At 42.1% G+C, this 17,365-nt stretch carries 17 protein-coding genes; 14 read left to right on the forward strand and 3 right to left on the reverse strand.

Annotated elements, in window-relative coordinates; genetic code table 11:
- Positions 1-523 precede the first annotated feature (523 nt).
- From rplU to FDP09_RS08115, 6 genes are all read left to right on the forward strand, one after another.
- Complete coding sequence (gene rplU, locus FDP09_RS08090) at positions 524-835, forward strand: 50S ribosomal protein L21 (protein ID WP_137402189.1); 312 nt, start codon at positions 524-526, stop codon at positions 833-835.
- Between the two features lie 32 nt (positions 836-867).
- On the forward strand, positions 868-1,128 hold the full coding sequence (gene rpmA, locus FDP09_RS08095) for a 50S ribosomal protein L27 (RefSeq protein ID WP_137402190.1): 261 nt from the start codon (positions 868-870) through the stop codon (positions 1,126-1,128).
- 253 nt (positions 1,129-1,381) lie between these two features.
- Positions 1,382-2,545: an HlyD family secretion protein gene (locus FDP09_RS08100; protein WP_137402191.1), complete on the forward strand. Its 1,164-nt coding sequence runs from the start codon at positions 1,382-1,384 to the stop codon at positions 2,543-2,545.
- 21 nt (positions 2,546-2,566) lie between these two features.
- Positions 2,567-4,720: a peptidase domain-containing ABC transporter gene (locus tag FDP09_RS08105; protein WP_137402192.1), complete on the forward strand. Its 2,154-nt coding sequence runs from the start codon at positions 2,567-2,569 to the stop codon at positions 4,718-4,720.
- 13 nt (positions 4,721-4,733) lie between these two features.
- Entirely contained in the window at positions 4,734-5,066 is a 333-nt protein-coding gene (locus FDP09_RS08110; RefSeq protein WP_137402193.1) for a helix-turn-helix domain-containing protein, read from the forward strand.
- Positions 5,067-5,784: 718 nt separating this feature from the next.
- Positions 5,785-6,117, forward strand: a complete 333-nt coding sequence (locus tag FDP09_RS08115; RefSeq protein WP_137402194.1) for a hypothetical protein — start codon at positions 5,785-5,787, stop codon at positions 6,115-6,117.
- Between the two features lie 362 nt (positions 6,118-6,479).
- Here FDP09_RS08115 and FDP09_RS08120 read toward each other — a convergent pair whose 3' ends face one another.
- Complete coding sequence (locus FDP09_RS08120) at positions 6,480-6,779, reverse strand: hypothetical protein (RefSeq protein ID WP_137402195.1); 300 nt, start codon at positions 6,777-6,779, stop codon at positions 6,480-6,482.
- Between the two features lie 377 nt (positions 6,780-7,156).
- Between FDP09_RS08120 and FDP09_RS08125 the strand changes: the two genes are divergently transcribed.
- The 3 genes from FDP09_RS08125 to FDP09_RS08135 are packed head-to-tail and all read left to right on the forward strand — an operon-like array spanning position 7,157 to position 11,300.
- A complete protein-coding gene (locus FDP09_RS08125) occupies positions 7,157-8,488 on the forward strand; it encodes a M16 family metallopeptidase (RefSeq protein WP_137402196.1) in 1,332 nt (443 codons plus the stop codon).
- Between the two features lie 59 nt (positions 8,489-8,547).
- Entirely contained in the window at positions 8,548-10,563 is a 2,016-nt protein-coding gene (locus tag FDP09_RS08130; protein ID WP_229683551.1) for an insulinase family protein, read from the forward strand.
- A gap of 8 nt (positions 10,564-10,571) precedes the next feature.
- Positions 10,572-11,300 carry a LolA-like protein gene (locus FDP09_RS08135; protein WP_229683552.1) on the forward strand — a complete coding sequence of 243 codons (729 nt, stop codon included), beginning with the start codon at positions 10,572-10,574 and terminating at the stop codon, positions 11,298-11,300.
- A gap of 78 nt (positions 11,301-11,378) precedes the next feature.
- Here the strand turns inward: FDP09_RS08135 and FDP09_RS08140 are convergent, their stop codons facing one another.
- The gene (locus tag FDP09_RS08140) at positions 11,379-11,822 is read right to left on the reverse strand and encodes a DoxX family protein (RefSeq protein ID WP_137402198.1); all 444 of its coding nucleotides are present in this window, start codon (positions 11,820-11,822) and stop codon (positions 11,379-11,381) included.
- 89 nt (positions 11,823-11,911) lie between these two features.
- A complete protein-coding gene (locus FDP09_RS08145) occupies positions 11,912-13,579 on the reverse strand; it encodes a M61 family metallopeptidase (RefSeq protein WP_137402199.1) in 1,668 nt (555 codons plus the stop codon).
- A 212-nt stretch (positions 13,580-13,791) separates the two neighbouring features.
- On the opposite strand from FDP09_RS08145, the gene rpmH reads away from it, so the two are divergent.
- The 5 genes from rpmH to FDP09_RS08170 all read left to right on the forward strand — a co-directional run bounded on the left by rpmH (position 13,792) and on the right by FDP09_RS08170 (position 17,335).
- Positions 13,792-13,950, forward strand: a complete 159-nt coding sequence (gene rpmH, locus FDP09_RS08150; protein WP_112784688.1) for a 50S ribosomal protein L34 — start codon at positions 13,792-13,794, stop codon at positions 13,948-13,950.
- Between the two features lie 28 nt (positions 13,951-13,978).
- Positions 13,979-14,377: a ribonuclease P protein component gene (locus FDP09_RS08155; protein WP_137402200.1), complete on the forward strand. Its 399-nt coding sequence runs from the start codon at positions 13,979-13,981 to the stop codon at positions 14,375-14,377.
- Positions 14,355-16,025, forward strand: coding sequence for a S41 family peptidase (locus FDP09_RS08160; protein WP_137402201.1), 1,671 nt, complete (start codon positions 14,355-14,357; stop codon positions 16,023-16,025). Before FDP09_RS08155 ends, FDP09_RS08160 begins: the two co-directional genes overlap by 23 nt.
- 114 nt (positions 16,026-16,139) lie before the next feature.
- Positions 16,140-16,829 carry a tRNA (adenosine(37)-N6)-threonylcarbamoyltransferase complex dimerization subunit type 1 TsaB gene (gene tsaB / locus FDP09_RS08165; protein WP_137402202.1) on the forward strand — a complete coding sequence of 230 codons (690 nt, stop codon included), beginning with the start codon at positions 16,140-16,142 and terminating at the stop codon, positions 16,827-16,829.
- Positions 16,826-17,335, forward strand: a complete 510-nt coding sequence (locus FDP09_RS08170; protein WP_137402203.1) for a DUF2480 family protein — start codon at positions 16,826-16,828, stop codon at positions 17,333-17,335. The genes tsaB and FDP09_RS08170 overlap by 4 nt, the downstream gene beginning before the upstream one ends.
- The last annotated feature ends 30 nt before the right edge of the window (positions 17,336-17,365 follow it).

The following is a 17,365-nucleotide window of genomic DNA, read 5'->3' on the forward strand; positions in this document are numbered from 1 at the left end:
TTTTGCGCCAGTGTATGGGAGGGCATTTTTTTAAATGTTTACCGGGGGAATGGTTTCTTTTCAGCAAAATGATCTTTGCCTAACTAGCGTAAAAGACTATGCATTGGGGGATAGGCCTGTTGTCAATCAATATTCCTAGGGGCGTCTTCATGGGGATTGCAAAACCTCTTAAATAAGAGTTCTTGATTTCAAGTCAGAAATAGCTTAGCTATTTCGATCACTACACGATTAAACTATCCTTAATTTCGTCCACAGATAGAAGTTATAAACACAGATAAGATTATTGAACAATTGTAAGTCTGTGTTCATCCTTATGATCTGTGGCTTAAATTGTCTTATTTCAACTGACGAAGGGAACTTTGCCCGTTTGGTGGAGAGAAATGAAAATTACCGATGGTGATAAGGGCCTAAACCTTTAAAAGCGAGGAATTTTAATGATTTCGGTGAAATCTTTTTGCTAAATTTTCTAGTTACCAAAATCCTCCTTATATTTGCACCTCAATTTTGATAAAAAGTTCTTAGTATGTACGCAATAGTTAACATAGCTGGAAAGCAGTTCAAAGTAACTAAAGATCAATATGTCTATGCACCAAAGATGCAAGGCGATATTGACGCTTCCGTTGAGTTCGATGAGGTATTGTTGGCAGATGACAACGGTACGGTATCGGTAGGTGCCCCAGTATTGGCAGGTGCCAAGGTGACAGGAAAAATTCTTGATCACGTAAAAGGTGACAAAGTAATCGTCTTCAAAAAGAAAAGAAGAAAAGGTTACAAAAAGAAAAACGGTCACAGACAAGAGTTTACTAAATTACTTATTGAAAACATTACACTATAAGTTTTATCTTATAGCCTAAAACATTAAACATTATGGCTCACAAGAAAGGTGTCGGTAGTTCTAAAAACGGTAGAGAATCCCACAGTAAACGACTTGGTGTAAAAAAGTTTGGTGGTGAATCTGTAATTGCCGGTAACATTATCGTAAGACAAAGAGGAACCAAGCATCACGCAGGATTGAACGTTAAAGTTGGCAAAGACCATACATTGTTCGCTGTAACTGATGGGAAAGTAGAATTTAAGAAAAAGCATGACGGTAGATCTTACGTAAGTGTAGTACCTGCTGAAGCATAAGATTTTGTATCAAGTATGATTTTAGAAAAAAGCTGCCTTTAGAGAAGGGCAGCTTTTTTTTATTTAGTTAAATTATTTCCCTATTACGAAAGGAATGTTTGTGTTTGTTGTTCTGTTTTTTGAATCCATTAAAATGATTTTTATGTTCTAATCGTGTGGATGACCGGTTAATTGGTGTGTTTTACCTGTAGTTGGTCTTTTTTATTTTGTGTAAGAATGGACTATATTATTCTTTGTTTAACACAAACCATGAATGAAGACGATTTTTCCAGCTGCTATAATCAATCAAACCACTGAGTATTATCAGAGTAAAATATCAGTTAGGTCAAAGGTCATATACCTAAGCGTATTGGCAGTTTTGACAGGGGTATTGGCGAGCCTTCCATTTATTTATGTGGATGTGTCGGTCAGTGCCAGAGGGCGATTCCAGACATCATTTGGACGGAATGAAATCCATGCACCTGTTTCAGGGCGGGTTTCTTCGATTGAGATAGTCGAGAATGAATCTGTCGAAAAGGGGCAAGTTTTGGCAGAGATCAAATCCGATCAGGTGGACTTGGAGATTGATGGAGTGGACAGCCGAAAGGCCTTGGTCCAGAATTTCATTAGTGATTTAAGGAAAATGATGAAGCTTAGTCCGAATCGCATAGATGAATTTGTGGGGAGGACATTGACCACGAAGTATTATCAGGCTGCTTTTTTTGAGTACGTGTCTGGAGTGCAGCAGCTTCAGACGGTATTGGAGAAGGAAAAGCGAGACCTCAAGCGTGCCAAGGTGCTTTTTGACAGTAAGGCCATTTCAGCCGTGGAGTATGATGAGTACCGGTCAAAGTTCGAGCAATCGCTGGCCAATCTGGATATTTATCACAGTAAGAAAATTTCATCTTGGGAGCAGGAGCTGCGGGACTATCAAAATGAGTGGGATGAACTCTCCAATAACAAAAAGCGGCTGCGTGACCGACTGCACCAGTACAAAATCATGGCAGGGGTGTCCGGGACGATTATCAATTTTGAAAATATTAAGACGGGTGACTTTGTCTTTGCCAACCAAAAGATCGCGGAGATATCTCCGGACAGCACGCTGAAGGCGGTGGCTTTTTTGGATCCTGCTGATATTGCCTTTGTCCAGCCAGGACAGCCCGTAAACCTGCAAGTGGACGCCTATAACTATAACCAATGGGGCCTGCTTAAAGGAACGGTGGAGGAGATTTCGAAGGACATTAATATGATCAGTGAAAACCAAGTGGCCTTTCGAGTGGTCTGTAATCTGGAGCAAGAGGCGCTCTTTCTTAAAAATGGCGTCAAAGGAGATGTGAAAAGAGGGATGACTTTTAACGGCCGCTTCCTTGTGGCAAGGCGTTCATTGTATCAATTATTGTATGACAAAGTGGATAACTGGCTTAACCCTGCTATGTAAAACGACTGAGAAGGTATATTCATGAGCATAAAAATCAAACAACGGGATATTACGGATTGTGGAGCGGCATGTTTGGCATCGATCGCCAGTAATTATAAGCTGAAGATACCGATATCCAAAATCCGTCAATTGGCCTCTACCGACCAAAAAGGCACCAATGTGCTTGGGCTGATAGAGGCTGCTGGGAAACTGGGCTTCTCGACCAAAGGTGTTCGGGGGAGTTTCGAGAGCCTTTACCAGGTGCCCAAGCCTGCGATTGCCCATGTGGTGCTGAATAAGACGCTCCATCATTTTATGGTGATCTATAAAGTGACCAAGCGCTATGTAAAGGTGATGGATCCTGCTGAGGGAAGAATGAAGAAGTTTACCCATCAGGAGTTTAAGGAGATTTGGTCCGGGGTGTTGGTGCTATTGATGCCCAATGAGGAATTTAAGGCCATGAACGAGACGGTTTCCGTGGCGAAGCGGTTTTGGTATTTGATCAGTCCGCATAAAAGTGTGATGCTTCAAGCGGTGTTTGGTGCAGGGATTTACACCGTGCTAGGCCTGTCCACTTCCCTATATGTGCAAAAAATTATCGACAATGTCTTCATAAGCCGTAATACCAACTTGTTGAACCTGATGAGCGTGGTGATGATCTTGCTGCTGCTTTTTCAGATTTTTATAGGGGTATATAAGTCGGTATTTGTGATCAAGACGGGACAAAAGATCGATGCACGCTTGATTTTGGGCTATTACAAGCATTTGCTGTCTTTACCACAGCGTTTTTTTGATACCATGAGAGTGGGAGAGATCATTTCAAGGATCAATGATGCCGTAAAGATTAGGGCCTTTATCAATGATGTGTCCATCGGTTTGGTAGTTAACGTTTTTATCGTGTTTTTTTCTTTTGCGCTGATGTTTACCTTTTATTGGAAACTGGCCTTGATCATGTTGATGATTGTCCCGCTTTACCTGGTGGTCTATCTCGTGACCAACCAACTTAACAGGCGGGTGGAGCGGAAGCTGATGGAGAACACCGCTGAGCTGGAGTCGCAGCTGGTGGAGTCCATTCATTCGGTAGGGACCATCAAGCAGTTTGGCGCTGAGGACTATGCCAATATCAAGACAGAAGGTAAGTTTATCAATATGCTCGGTTCTATCTACCAATCAGGATTGAACAATGTGTTTTCCAGTAATTCCTCTGAATTCATATCCCGTCTGTTTACGATTCTTTTATTGTGGATAGGGGCGGGTTATGTGCTGGAAAATGAGATTACGCCAGGAGAGCTGCTGTCTTTTTATGCTTTGATAGGATATTTGACAGGGCCTTTGGTAGGAATAATCGGGATGAACAAAACGATGCAGAATGCTGTGATCGCAGCAGATCGCCTATTTGAGATAATGGACCTGGAAGTGGAGGAGAAAAAAGAAAAATTTGAGGTCCAAAGCGATGCCATTGGCGACATTACCTTTCATAATGTCGTTTTTAGGTATGGCTCTAGGGCCAGGGTGTTTGATGGCCTTAATCTTACTTTTCCAAAAGGAAAAGTTACAGGAGTGGTGGGAGAGAGTGGGTCCGGAAAATCCACATTGGCAGCACTTCTCCAGCATTTGTATCCTTTAGAATCTGGACAGATCAAAATTGGTATCCACGATGTTTCGTATATTGAGCACAGGTGCTTGCGGCGGTTAGTAGGGGTGGTGCCCCAGCAAGTCGATCTATTTGCGGGTAATCTGATCGATAATATCGCATTGGGAGATCATCAGCCAGATATCCAGAAAATCGTGGGAATTTGCCATGAATTGGGAATGATGGATTTTATAGAAGGGCTGCCCAATGGCTTTGCTACCTTTCTGGGGCAGAATGGAGCCTCCCTTTCCGGTGGGCAAAAGCAACGAGTAGCCATTGCCCGGGCCTTGTACCGCGATCCAGAGATTATCGTGATGGATGAAGCAAATGCTTCCCTGGATCCAAAATCCGAGGAATACGTTCAAAGGGTGGTCAGAACTTTGGTTAAAAAAGGAAAGACTGTTATTTTTATTACCCATAGATTGGCAACAGTAAGGGGTTTTGATCGGATTGTCGTATTGGATAAAGGTGTGCCGGTCGAACAAGGGGATCATCATTATTTACTTGCTCAGGAAGGAGTTTATTATCAAATGCTTCAAAAGCAGACTTTTGTATTGGATTAATGACTTAGGACTTATGAACTTTATCAAACATATAGAGCGCCTCCAGCTCATCAATAAGTTGGTGAGAGAAGAAAAAACAGGTTCGCCAGAAGAATTATCTGCCCGTTTGGGGATTAGTAGAAGGCAGCTGTATAATCATTTGGAGAGCCTTAAGGATATGGGGCTGGAAGTTGCTTTTTCGAGGAGAATCAACAGCTTCCATTATGTGGACGAAAAGCATCTGGAGATGACCTTTACCCTAAAAGTAATCGGCCCAGAAGAGACAGAAAACATCTATGGAGGGACGTATATTCCAATTATTCCAGAGTGGCTGCCACAATGGAAATGGCTCAATGAAGCGGTTTAGCGTCTTTTTGGTTTAGATTTTTTGAAAATAAGTGACTGATTTTTGTGGATAAATTCACCATTTTAAGACTTTTCACCTCATTTTATCCCTGTTTTTTTTGTTGATTATCAGGTGGATGGATAAAAAATACACTCTGTGCAAGTTTTGTGCACGCACTGAGGGTACCTTTATCATAACGAAAACGTAAAAAAAGGGAGTAGGAAGATGCTGACAATGAGGTTTACGTTTATTAGCCTGAGGATACGTCTCGGTTTGAATAGGAGGTGATTTTGAATAAAAAGAAACTACTAATAAAGGATTAGTTATGTATGGACGAGCTTCAGCTTTGACCACTAGGTGGTCATCATGTTGGTCAGACTACATCTTTTAATGCAATAAATAGGAGGAAACTCTTGGCACCAATATTGAGGTGTGTTTTCATGCATAGATTAAAGACAATATTTTTTTATTACTATGTTGGTGATTTTTTAGTTCTCGTGTTGATTAACGTCAGAAGGGATACATGTGTGGTGTATCCCTTTCTTTTTACAATTATTTGGATCAATAAACGCCACCAAGGGATCAAGCCATATTTCTAGGGGGACGAATATTGAAATGGTCTCATTCAGGAAAATTTCAGGTCATTAAAATCATGGCGTTACTCTATCCGCACGAATGGGTTTTAGCGGGAATTTATGGGGAATAGGGAGGGAAATGCGGCTAAAACCGAAAACGTAGGATGGGCAATTTACCATGGGTAGTTATTTTTCTAGCTAAATTCCTAGGTGGTTTTCATCTCTTTACCGTTGTTACTTTTTTGCTTCAGGTCAAAAAAGTAACCCAAAAACCCCACCGCTACGCCACGGCGCACAGGTGTGCATCTATTGGCCTAAAATTAAAGCCTGCCCTCATGCATGCAAACTCCTTCTTTTTTGCATTCAACATTCTTTTTGGTCAGCATTTCGTCAAACAAGCCTGCCTTATTGCCTACCCGCTTTTTAATTTCTTAACGCCCTATACCTGCAAGACGGATTCAGTTAATAAGTCCCATAAATGTATCGCTTCCTTTTGACGGTCCTTGGTATGCCTGTTTTCCAGCCATCGGGTGGAAATTAAAATGGGTGACGGATCCCCATCGCAGGGTAAATCCATGTCCCATTTTAATGGGCAGACCACCGGCCTAGATTTTTTTCCACCAAAATGGCCAAAGCCATACAGATAAAGTCAAATAGAAAAGAAACTCCTAGCAGGTGAAAACAGGGATATAACCTTAACTAAACGGCATTGAATGCGGTTTCAATACAGGTCCATCATGCACTTGGGACTTTTGGGGATTCGAGGCATTTTCATGTTTCAGTGGTTTTGCCATTTTGTAAACTGGTAGTCCCTTACTTTTCCGCTTGATCTGGTATTTGTGGATCGAGCAATATTTTTTCAGTTTTTTCTCGGAATATGATAATTGTCATAAATTAGGTCTTTTGGTCTATTTATATTTGTGCCATTAACGTACTCAATACCTCTTGGTGAACGGGGTGTTGATACTGATTTTTTAAAGACGAATTGGTCAGGAGTGTGTTGAACAATAATGGATTTTTGATATTTTACTATGTTGGTTATTTTTCTTAATATTCCTGTGCTAATTTTAATTGGAAGGGTGGGGTGACTTGCATCCCACCTTTCTTTTTGAATACTTCCGTCTTTCTTGCCAGATTCCTTAAAATATTTAATGGTCATTTTTTACTTTTTTGAGATCAAAAGCACTTTTTATTGGTGACTTAATTCCTGTTTTGCATGGGGTGTATGTATTTAAGTAACCAATAATTTGCTAGTTTATCTTATTAAAAATACATTTATAGCGGTCTTGTCGAATTGAGTGGCATTTATGGCCGCAGTACTCAATGTTGATAAGAGGATGTCGTTTAGGTTGGTTTTCCGGTTTGGTATAAAGATGCGATTACCAGAATGATGAGAATATTCATGTAGGGATTGTGGTTTTGTAAGAATGGAAATCAATATACAAGCTAGGATGATAAGACGATTTTTAAACTGATATTATAAAACGAAACAACTATTTAAGATTTAAAAAGCCCACAATATATAAATACCCAAGTATGAGAAAAATTTGTTTTTTAATGATGACAATAACCAGCATGTTGGTTGTTCCGGTCATTGCCCAAAATGAAATTGAGTTTCATGAATTTGACCTGGAAAATGGTTTGCATGTGATCATGCACAAAGACAACACCACGCCCATAGTGGTGACTTCTGTTCTGTATCATGTAGGTTCTAAGAATGAAGATCCGGAAAGAACGGGGTTTGCACATTTTTTTGAGCACCTGTTATTTGAGGGGAGTGAAAACATCGGTAGAGGGGAATACATGAAGAAAATCCAATCGGAGGGAGGAACACTGAACGCCTTTACAAGTAATGACATCACGTATTACTATGAGACGCTTCCATCCAACAAGTTGGAATTGGCGCTATACATGGAAAGTGAGCGTATGCTCCATGCTAAAATAGACCAAGTGGGTGTGGATACGCAGCGGGAAGTGGTGAAGGAAGAAAAAAGACAGCGGTATGATAATCAGCCTTATGGGACCATTCTTCCGGAGACGCTTAAGCGAGCTTATGCCAAACATCCTTACCAATGGGCGCCTATCGGTTCTTTGGATCACTTGAATGCGGCGACACTGGAGGAGTTTATGGACTTCTATAACCAGTTTTATGTACCCAACAATGCCACATTGACCATTGCCGGAGATATCGATTATGACCAGACGAAAGCATGGGTGGAGAAATATTTTTCTGAAATTCCCAAGGGTGAAAAAGATATCTACCGTCCAAATATCACAGAACCTGCCAAGACAGAAGAGACCAGGGACATCATCTATGACAATATCCAGATCCCTGCTGTGATCCAGGCGTATAATTTGCCACCAAAAAAGGATCCTGATTCTTATGCGATGGACATGCTGTCCACTTACCTGACTGGTGGAAACTCGTCATTGATGACGAAAGAATTGGTGGATAAGCAGCAGAAGGCCTTGGCTGTGGCGGCTATTCCGCTTGACCTGGAAGATGGAGGGATCTTCATCATGTATGGCATTACCAATATGGGAGTTCAGGCAGAAGAGTTAGAGACCGAGATTGATAAATTGATCAAGCAGGTACAGGAAGAAGGAGTTTCGGAGAGGGACTTTGAGAAGCTGCAAAACATTATTGAAAATGACGTGGTGAGCAGCAACAGTACCTTATCGGGAATCGCGCAAAGCCTGTCACAATCTTATGTGTTTTTTGGAGAGACGGGACATATTAACGAGGTGTTGGAAAAATACCGAGCGGTATCCCGTGAGGATTTGAAGCGTGTGGCCAATAAGTACCTCACCCTTGACGGAAGGGTAGTGTTGTATTACTTGCCAAAATCAACACAACCTCAAGATTGATTTTTAATATGAACGTGGACAAACTTATGAAAAAGAGCATTATATATTTAATCCTTTGCATGGCAATCACTACGTTGGGCCATGCGCAAGTTGATAGAAGCAGTTACCCAGCACCAGGGCCGGCACCCAAGATAGAACTAAAAGATCCTGATACCTTTACATTGGACAATGGCCTGAAGGTGTTTGTAGTAGAGAACCATAAATTGCCAAGAGTGGCTTTTTCCTTGGTGATTGACAGGGATCCGATTTTGGAGAAGGAGAAGGCTGGTATGACCGGTTTTGTAGGAGAGATGTTGATGGCAGGAACTACCAACAGGACCAAAGACCAATTGGATGAAGAAGTGGACTTTATTGGAGCGTCTTTGAGTGCAGGATCTACTTCCTTGTATGGGGCATCACTGAAGGAGCATCAGGGCAAGATATTGGATTTGATGGCGGACGTACTGTTTCACCCGTCCTTTCCACAGGAAGAACTGGATAAACTGAAAAAACAATCCCTCACCGGTTTGGCCGCCTCCAAGGATGAGCCGGATGCCATCTCTTCCAGATTGGTAGGTAAATTGGTCTACGGTAAAGACCATCCATATGGAGAAATTAGGACAGAGGAATCCATTGAGGCCATAGGTCTGGAAGATATCAAAGCATACTATGAGGCCTATTTCAAGCCAAATATCGCTTATTTGGCCATTGTCGGTGATATTGACAAGGAAGAAGCAGAGAAAGTGGTGAAGGCGCACTTTGGAAGTTGGGAAAGAGGGCAGGTTCCGGAAATGAATTATCCAGTGCCGACTCCTCCCGAGCAGAATAAGGTGGCCTTGGTGGACAGGTCTGCATCTGTCCAGTCGGTAATCGATGTTGCCTATCCGCTTGAGATGAAATTAACCAATGATGATTATCTGGATACACGAGTGCTGAACTATATCTTAGGGGGCGGGTCATCTTCCAGGCTGTTTATGAACCTTCGTGAAGACAAAGGGTTTACCTATGGCGCCTATTCCAGCATTGGGACCGATGAATTGGTGGCCAGTTTTTCTGCAGGAGCCTCTGTGAGGACTGAAGTGACTGATTCTGCTGTTACTGAGATAATTTATGAGATCAACCACATTGTGGATGAAGGAGTGACCGCTGATGAGTTAGAGGCAGCGAAGGCAAATCTCAGTGGTAGTTTTGGCCGGTCGCTGGAAAGTCCTTCCACCTTGGCAAGGTTTGCAATCAACATCGAGCGATATGGCCTGCCATCGGATTTCTACAAAACCTACTTGCAACGTCTTAGTGCACTTACGGTAGGAGATATCAATGCTGCAGCGCGCAAGTATATCAAGCCAGAAAACATGTACATAACGATTGTGGGCAATGGTGCTGAGATTGAGGACAAGTTAGAGCAGTTTGGCCCTGTTAGCCTTTATGATAATTGGGGTGATCCAGCCAAAGAGATCGAAATGACTGATGCCAACATGACCGCTGAGGAAGTAGTGGGCAATTACATTAAGGCCATTGGAGGCGAAGAAGCCGTCAAGGCCATCGAAACCGCCAAAGTAAAAGTCAAAGCAGAAGTGCAGGGACAAGTGATCGAAATGACGATGGCCTATGACGACCCGGGCATGAGGTTTAGCCAGAAGGTAGGTATGATGGGGAATACCGTTTCTAATACGGTGCTCGAAGAAGGAAAAGGCACGGTATCAGCAATGGGACAAAATAAAGAGCTCACTGATGAACAATACGAAGAGGCCAAGATGAATATGTTTATCTTTCCTGAAATCCATTTTGAGGAGTTGATGTATTCATTGGAGCTGGATGGAGTAAAAGATATCGATGGTCAAAACGCCTATAAAGTAATAGTCTCTAATCCTACTGGTGCCAAAAGCGTGAACTATTACAGTGTCGAAACTGGTTTGAAACTAAAGAGTGAAAATGAAAAAACAGGTGAGATCACCTATTCCGATTATCAGGAGCGTAATGGTGTGAAATATGCTATGGAGATGGTCGTTAAATCTCCTATGATCCCTGCACCTCTGAATACAAAGGTAGAATCACTCGAGTTTAATGTTGAGTTGACGGACGAAGATTTTAAATAAAAACAACTATGAAAAAGGCAATGATTGCATTGGTGGCATCACTGATGATGAATGGAGTGGATGTCCAGGCCAATGAAGCCGTGGAGAAAAAGAATCTGATCGTAACCCAAGAGGTGACCGTAAAGCAGGTTGTGGATAAATACATCGAAGCTGCCGGAGGTATTGATAAGGTAAAGGCGATCAATAACATGGAAATGAACATGGAAACCGAAATCCAAGGAATGACCCTTGTGATCAAAGCCGTGACTGACCAAGAAAACCATCGCTTGCTGAACCTTACTAAAATGAACGGCAACCAAGTGGCCAAGACTGTTATTAAGGATAACAAAGGAAAAGTGGTGAGTATGGGGCAAGAGCAGGATTTGACAGAAGATCAGTTAAACTCCATGAAAAGCCAGACCTTTGTGTTTCCTGAGTTGTTTTATGAGGAACTGGGGTATGAAGTATCTTATGGAGGAACGGAAGAGGTAGCGGGTGAATCAGCCCATAAGCTATTGCTTAAAGACGCCAGTGGCGTGGAAACCTCTGAGTTTTATAGTGTGGAATCCGGGCTAAAGTTGAAGACAGAATCAGAAGCAGCCGGCACGGTAAGTTATAAGGACTATATGGAGGTAGATGGAATTATGGTGCCATCCAAAATGGTGATCGCAAATTCGATGATGCCAGCACCCATGGAAGCCAAGATTACTTCTGTGGTATTTAACCAAGAGTTGGACAGCACGATTTTTGAGTTCTAATAGGATTAGGATACCTAAAAGTGCAAAAACTAAAAGGATGCACCTGTTATCGGGGGCATCCTTTTTTGATAATATGGGTTACCAGTTTGGATGGTTTTTCATCCAGTGGTCAAGGGAGAATCTACCTGATCCATAAATCAAAAATACCACGAGTAGAATCAATACAATTAAGGATAATTCAAACTCTAAATTGTTGGATACAGAAAGGAATCCTTGGTTGATATTGATAAAGAATACTGCGCCCAGCATAATCGGAATTTGGAAAATAATCGCAAAGCGCGTCAGCAAGCCTAAAGCAATCATAAACCCTCCCACTAAATGTGCAAAAGCTACATAATGAGCCAATGCCAAGTTAAAGAACTGGAGGTCACTATTGCTCATCATTTCCATCAAGGCACCTGTATTGGCAATAAATATGACGCCTTTGTACAAGATAAATAGCCCCAGTGCCATTCTAATGAAATCTATCCACTTAGGATGGTGGGTGTCTGCCCATAATTCGATTTTTGAAATAGTTTCCATGTCATTTTGGGTTTTGTTTTATAGTAATATACAAATAAAATAGGTAATTTACTTGATTTTTCAGGTTTAAATGACTGGTGTAGAGTGGGTTATTCCATCCAGTTTTTACGTTTGGGGTTAGGTATTCCTGCAATCAGAAGATATTCATGGTAGTAATTGGTCGTGGATGGGGGTAATTGGCGATGTAGCGATCTGCCAAAGCGGTGAATTTGAAGTTGAAGCGCTTCATTTTCCAGTGACATTGTTTGGGAAAATTTTTGTCCATTGATGGAGATTACTTTGTCTCCCTGAATCAGAAGCTGGTAAGCAGGACTTTTGGGATGGATTTTTAAAACTGTGCCATCAGAAAAGGTCTGTACTCCCCAATTGGCGGCAAGGAGCTGGGGGTGAGGCATCTTTTTGACACTGATATTGATCGTTTCCAATTGCTTACAGAGAAGAGGGAAAATATCCTCAGTCCCTTTGACGTACTTTTCGAAGAAGGCTGTAACGTTAAAATCACTTCCGGAGAGTTCAGTAACGATCTGGATAAAATCCTGCATGGTGTATCCTTTGTTGGGTTTGCCAAACCTATGCCACATTATTTTCATGACTTCGTGCAAACTGCTTCCTTGGTCCAATAATAGCAGATCCAGCAAGGTGGAGATCAGGGAGCCTCGATTATAGATTCTGACTTTCTTCTCTGGAATTCCGGCCTTGTAGCCATCCAGCCATAGATCCCAGCTGGAGGCACTGATAGATTGGTTTTGCCAGCCAAAGGATCCAAATTCACGGTTAAACTGATTTTGCATATTGGCCAGGAAAGTCTCTAAGTCAAAATATCCTGATTTTAGCAAAAAAATGTCTCCCATATATGTGGTCACTCCTTCCGCAACAATACCCGTGTCGAAATACACCTCTTTGGAAAAATCGTAAGGCAACAAGGCTATTGGCCGAATGCGGCAGACATTCCAAAAGTGATATAGTTCATGGCAACTTACGCCAAAAAATTCGTCCATTTCGTTTTTTTCCTCCAAAGAGCTGGCTGGGCCAAAGGTAATCACTGTTGAAAACTGGTGCTCTACCCCGTGATAATGCCGGTAAGGAAGGAGCTGAAACAGAAAGTGGTAATCTGAGGCTGGGAATTCACCAAAAGTAGCGATCTGCTTTTGAGTAAATGCTTCAAATTGATTGATGAGTTGAGGAATGTCGAAATGAATTTCACCTTGAAACCACAGGTGAAAATTGCTGCCTTCTACCTGGTAGCTGTAGTGTGTCAGGCTTGGAGAAGCGATGAATGGACTATCTACTAGGTGTTGGTAATTAGCGGCTTCGTAAAGATTATCCCCTATTTTTGGCAGTGCAGTGGCCACCTCAAAATCTTCTGGAAGTATGAGCTGTACATGTATAGGTTCTTCCTCTCGATTCCTTACCTCAAAACAACAATTGATAAAATTGAGATAGAGCTGTTCGTCATCAGACCAGCTCCCTCCAGCATCCATTTGGGAAGCGTGGAATTCATAGGAGATGGAGTAGCGACCTGCTTGGTTGGACCTAAAGGTCCATAAATCTTTGGTGCACTTTTGCCACTGAATGTGGCCAGTGTGATGCTTTACCGAAAAATCCTTGATTTTTTGAGCGTAATTCGAGATTTCATACCGTCCTGGCCTCCATGAGGGGAGTTGTAGGAAGTAATTGGTATCACTTTCACACAGAAAGGAAAGTTCGATTTGTACAAATTGATTGGCGGGATTATTTCGATATATCAGGTATTCCATTTACATTTGTGCTTTGCATTAAACAAAAGTAAGCCACTGATTTGTAAATAAAAAAAACGTGGCTATCTTTGCAGTCCTTTTCAGGGTAAACTGGAAACAGGGACACAAAAAAGCGGAAAAAATTAAAAACATAAATCGGTAAAAGAAGCAGGTGGTGATTAGGTGTTCAGTCCCATTTAACTTTCTGTAGCTGATATAAAATTAAAACGATCATGAAAAGAACATTTCAACCTTCTCGCAGAAAAAGAAGAAATAAGCACGGTTTTAGGGAAAGAATGGCGTCACCTAACGGCAGAAGGGTGATCAAAGCAAGAAGATCAAAAGGAAGGCATAAACTGTCCGTATCTTCTGAGAAGACACTTAAGAAGTAATTTGTTCGTTCCTTGACGCCTTATCACTATGGACTATAGGCTGCCAAAGAAGGAAAGATTACATTCTAAAAAGTTAATAAAGGAACTTTTTGATAAAGGTTCCTCTTTTTTTTTATACCCCTTTAAGGTCATTTACCTGCCTCTGGATGGGGATGCAGAAACCAATCAGGTACTTTTTTCTGTTTCCAAAAGGAAGATCCGAAAAGCTGTGCATAGGAATTACCTTAAGCGGAGGATTAAGGAGGCCTATCGGCTCAATAAATCCATCCTTATAAATGGTAAAAACAACAAAAAATTAATAGCTTTCGTATATGTAGCGCCCGGACTGGAAGAATTTCACAAGATTCAGTCAAAGGTTCAGAAAGTATTAAACCGACTTGCAGATAGGCAAGAAGCAAACCGTAATGATGATGAAGAAAAGAAGTAGCATAATCGCCATTTTTTTGGTGCTGGTTGTTGGTGGAGGAGTATTGGTTTCCTTTAAGGGGAAAAATGACAAACTTTTTTTGATTGCCAAGAACCTTGACATCTTCGCGTCCCTGATTAGGGAACTGGATTCTTACTATGTGGATGAAATCAAGCCGGAAGAGTTGGTGACCGTTGGGATCAATGCGATGCTTGAAGAATTGGATCCATACACGACCTATATACCTGAGGAGGAATCCGAGGATTTTAGAACCATGACCACTGGAGAGTACGGCGGAGTGGGTGCTATGATCGGTAATAGGCTCGGGAAAAACATGATTTTAATGCCTTACAAAGATTTTCCAGCTGAAGCTTCAGGGCTTAGGATAGGTGATGAGCTCCTTAAGGTGGACTCGGTGAATGTCGTGGACTTGTTGACCTCTGATATTTCCGAGATGCTAAAGGGGCCGGCCAATACTCCTGTGGAAGTGGTCGTGAAGAGAGGGAAAGACACCCTGTCCTTTGATATTACCCGTAAGAAAATCGTCATCGATAACGTCCCTTATTATGGAATGGTAAATGATAACATTGGTTATATCAAACTGACCGATTTTACTACCAATGCAGGGGATGATGTGAGGAAGGCACTGGTGGATCTAAAGGGGCAAGGGGCTGATCGGTTGATTTTGGATCTTAGGGATAATCCTGGTGGTATTCTGAAGGAAGCCGTGGATATTGTAAGCCTGTTTATTCCTAAAGGCAAAGAGGTGGTGAGTACTATCGGAAAGCTCGATAATGTCAATGCAGAATATAAAACCAACCGTTCGCCGGTAGATAAGAAAATCCCGTTGGCAATTTTGGTCAATGAGCGTTCCGCGTCTGCGTCGGAGATTGTTTCCGGAGCGTTGCAGGACTATGACCGGGCGGTGTTGGTAGGCAGGAAGACATTCGGAAAGGGGCTGGTACAAAGCACCATCCCGCTATCCTATAATGCACAGGTAAAGGTGACTACTGCAAAGTATTACATTCCCAGTGGTCGGTGCATACAAGAAATAGATTACAGCAAGCGAGGAGAAGATGGTAGGGCGGTGTCCGTGGCCGATTCACTGCGGCACGAATTCAAGACGAAGAATGGCCGTACCGTTTGGGATGGCGAAGGGATCATGCCTGACGAGGAAGTGGATGCCAGGACATATGCACCCATTACCTATAGCTTGGTGGCCAGAAGTCTTGTTTTTGAGTTTGTTAATGAGTTTTATTACGAGCATGATAGTATTGCTTCCCCGCGTGCTTTTGAAGTGGATGATGCCGTTTATAAGGAATTCGTCAGTTGGTTAGAGGGTAAGGAGTATGATTATGTGACTCGGGTAGAGAAAACCATCGAAGATCTGGAGAAATATGCCAAAGAGGAGAAGTATTTTGAAGAAATACAGAGCGAGATTGACTCTTTGAAGAAAAGCGTAAGCCATAATAAGGAGCAAGATTTGGTGACTTTTGAAGGAGAGATAAAAGAAGCGCTAAAAGACGAAATAGTGTCCAGGTATTATTATGAAGGAGGCGTGGTAGAGGCTGGGCTTGACCAAGATATGGAGATCGCCAAGGCGGTAGATATCCTGTCCGATGAGGAAGAGTACCTGCAGATGCTTCAGCCTGCAATGGCGAAAAAGTAATTATAAGCTCCTCTCATGATCATTTATGGTTTTGGGTGGAGTTTTTGAGTTTTAACCTTTGCCATAGGGCTTAGTTGGGAGTGAGGAATTTTTACTTTCACAAATGATGCTGCAATGAATTTGATTTTATCAATAGAGACCGCTGTTTCGGTATGTTCGGTGGCGCTGCATGGGGAAAAAGGTTTGATTGGCTTATTGGAGCTCCATCAGGAAAATGTACATGCACAAAAGTTAATGCCAGCGATCAAAAGTCTCTTGGACCAAGCTGGTTTGGAAAGTGGAGATTTGGCTGCAGTGGCCGTTTCCGAGGGGCCAGGATCATATACGGGGCTGAGGATTGGTGTTTCTACAGCAAAGGGAATTGCCTATGCCCATCAGCTGCCGCTAATTGCTGTCGGAACCTTGGACGCCTTGGCGTCTCAGGTGCTGCCTATGGTAGATCATGGAGCATTTGTAATTCCTATGATTGATGCTAGGAGGATGGAGGTGTATAGTAAGGTTTTTGACCATGAAATGGAAGAGAAAGGTGGGCTTAAGCCTGTCATAATCGAGGAAGGTTCCTATGGTGAGTATCTAGAAAAAGGTAAAGTGTATTTTTGTGGTGACGGCTCGACAAAAGTGCGTGGGCTAATTGATCATCCTAATGCCCGTTTTCTTAGTTTGTCAAATTCTGCAGCAAGCGTAGGCAATTTGGCCATGAAGAAGTATGCCCAGAAAGATTTTGTAGATATTGCCTACTTCGAGCCGAACTACTTGAAGGAATTTAGGGTTCTAAAATCAAAGAAAAATCCATTAGCATTATGAGTGAAATAATAAACAGAGTAGCAAACAGTCCTATCGTAACCATAGACTTGGAAGAGTATTATGGCCGTGGAATTGATCGTGTATTATTTGATTTGAAGGAGTTTTTATTTCAAGAGCTGGTACTAAAGGAAAAGGATTTCAGAAAGTCGTTAAAAGAACTTGATTGGGAGCAGTACCGGGGAAAGTATGTGGCAGTGGATTGTACCGCAGATGCCATTGTTCCCACATGGGCTTTTATGTTAGCGATGACTTATCTTGAAGGAGTGGCTAAGGATGTAGCGGTAGGCTCAGTAGAAGACCTGGACCGATATATATTTCAAAAGGCACTTATGGCAATTGATCCGGTCGAGTATGAAGGCAGGCCAGTGGTAGTAAAAGGATGTAGTAAATATCCCGTGCCGATATTTGCCTATGGGGAAGTAGTGCGCCTACTAAAAGGAAAAGCAAAGTCAATTATGTACGGAGAGCCCTGTAGTACCGTGCCTGTTTATAAGCGGCCAAAATAATTGCTGAAATATTTGGCTCAATAATAGAGA

It is taken from the genome of Echinicola rosea, from assembly GCF_005281475.1.
GTDB lineage: Bacteria > Bacteroidota > Bacteroidia > Cytophagales > Cyclobacteriaceae > Echinicola > Echinicola rosea.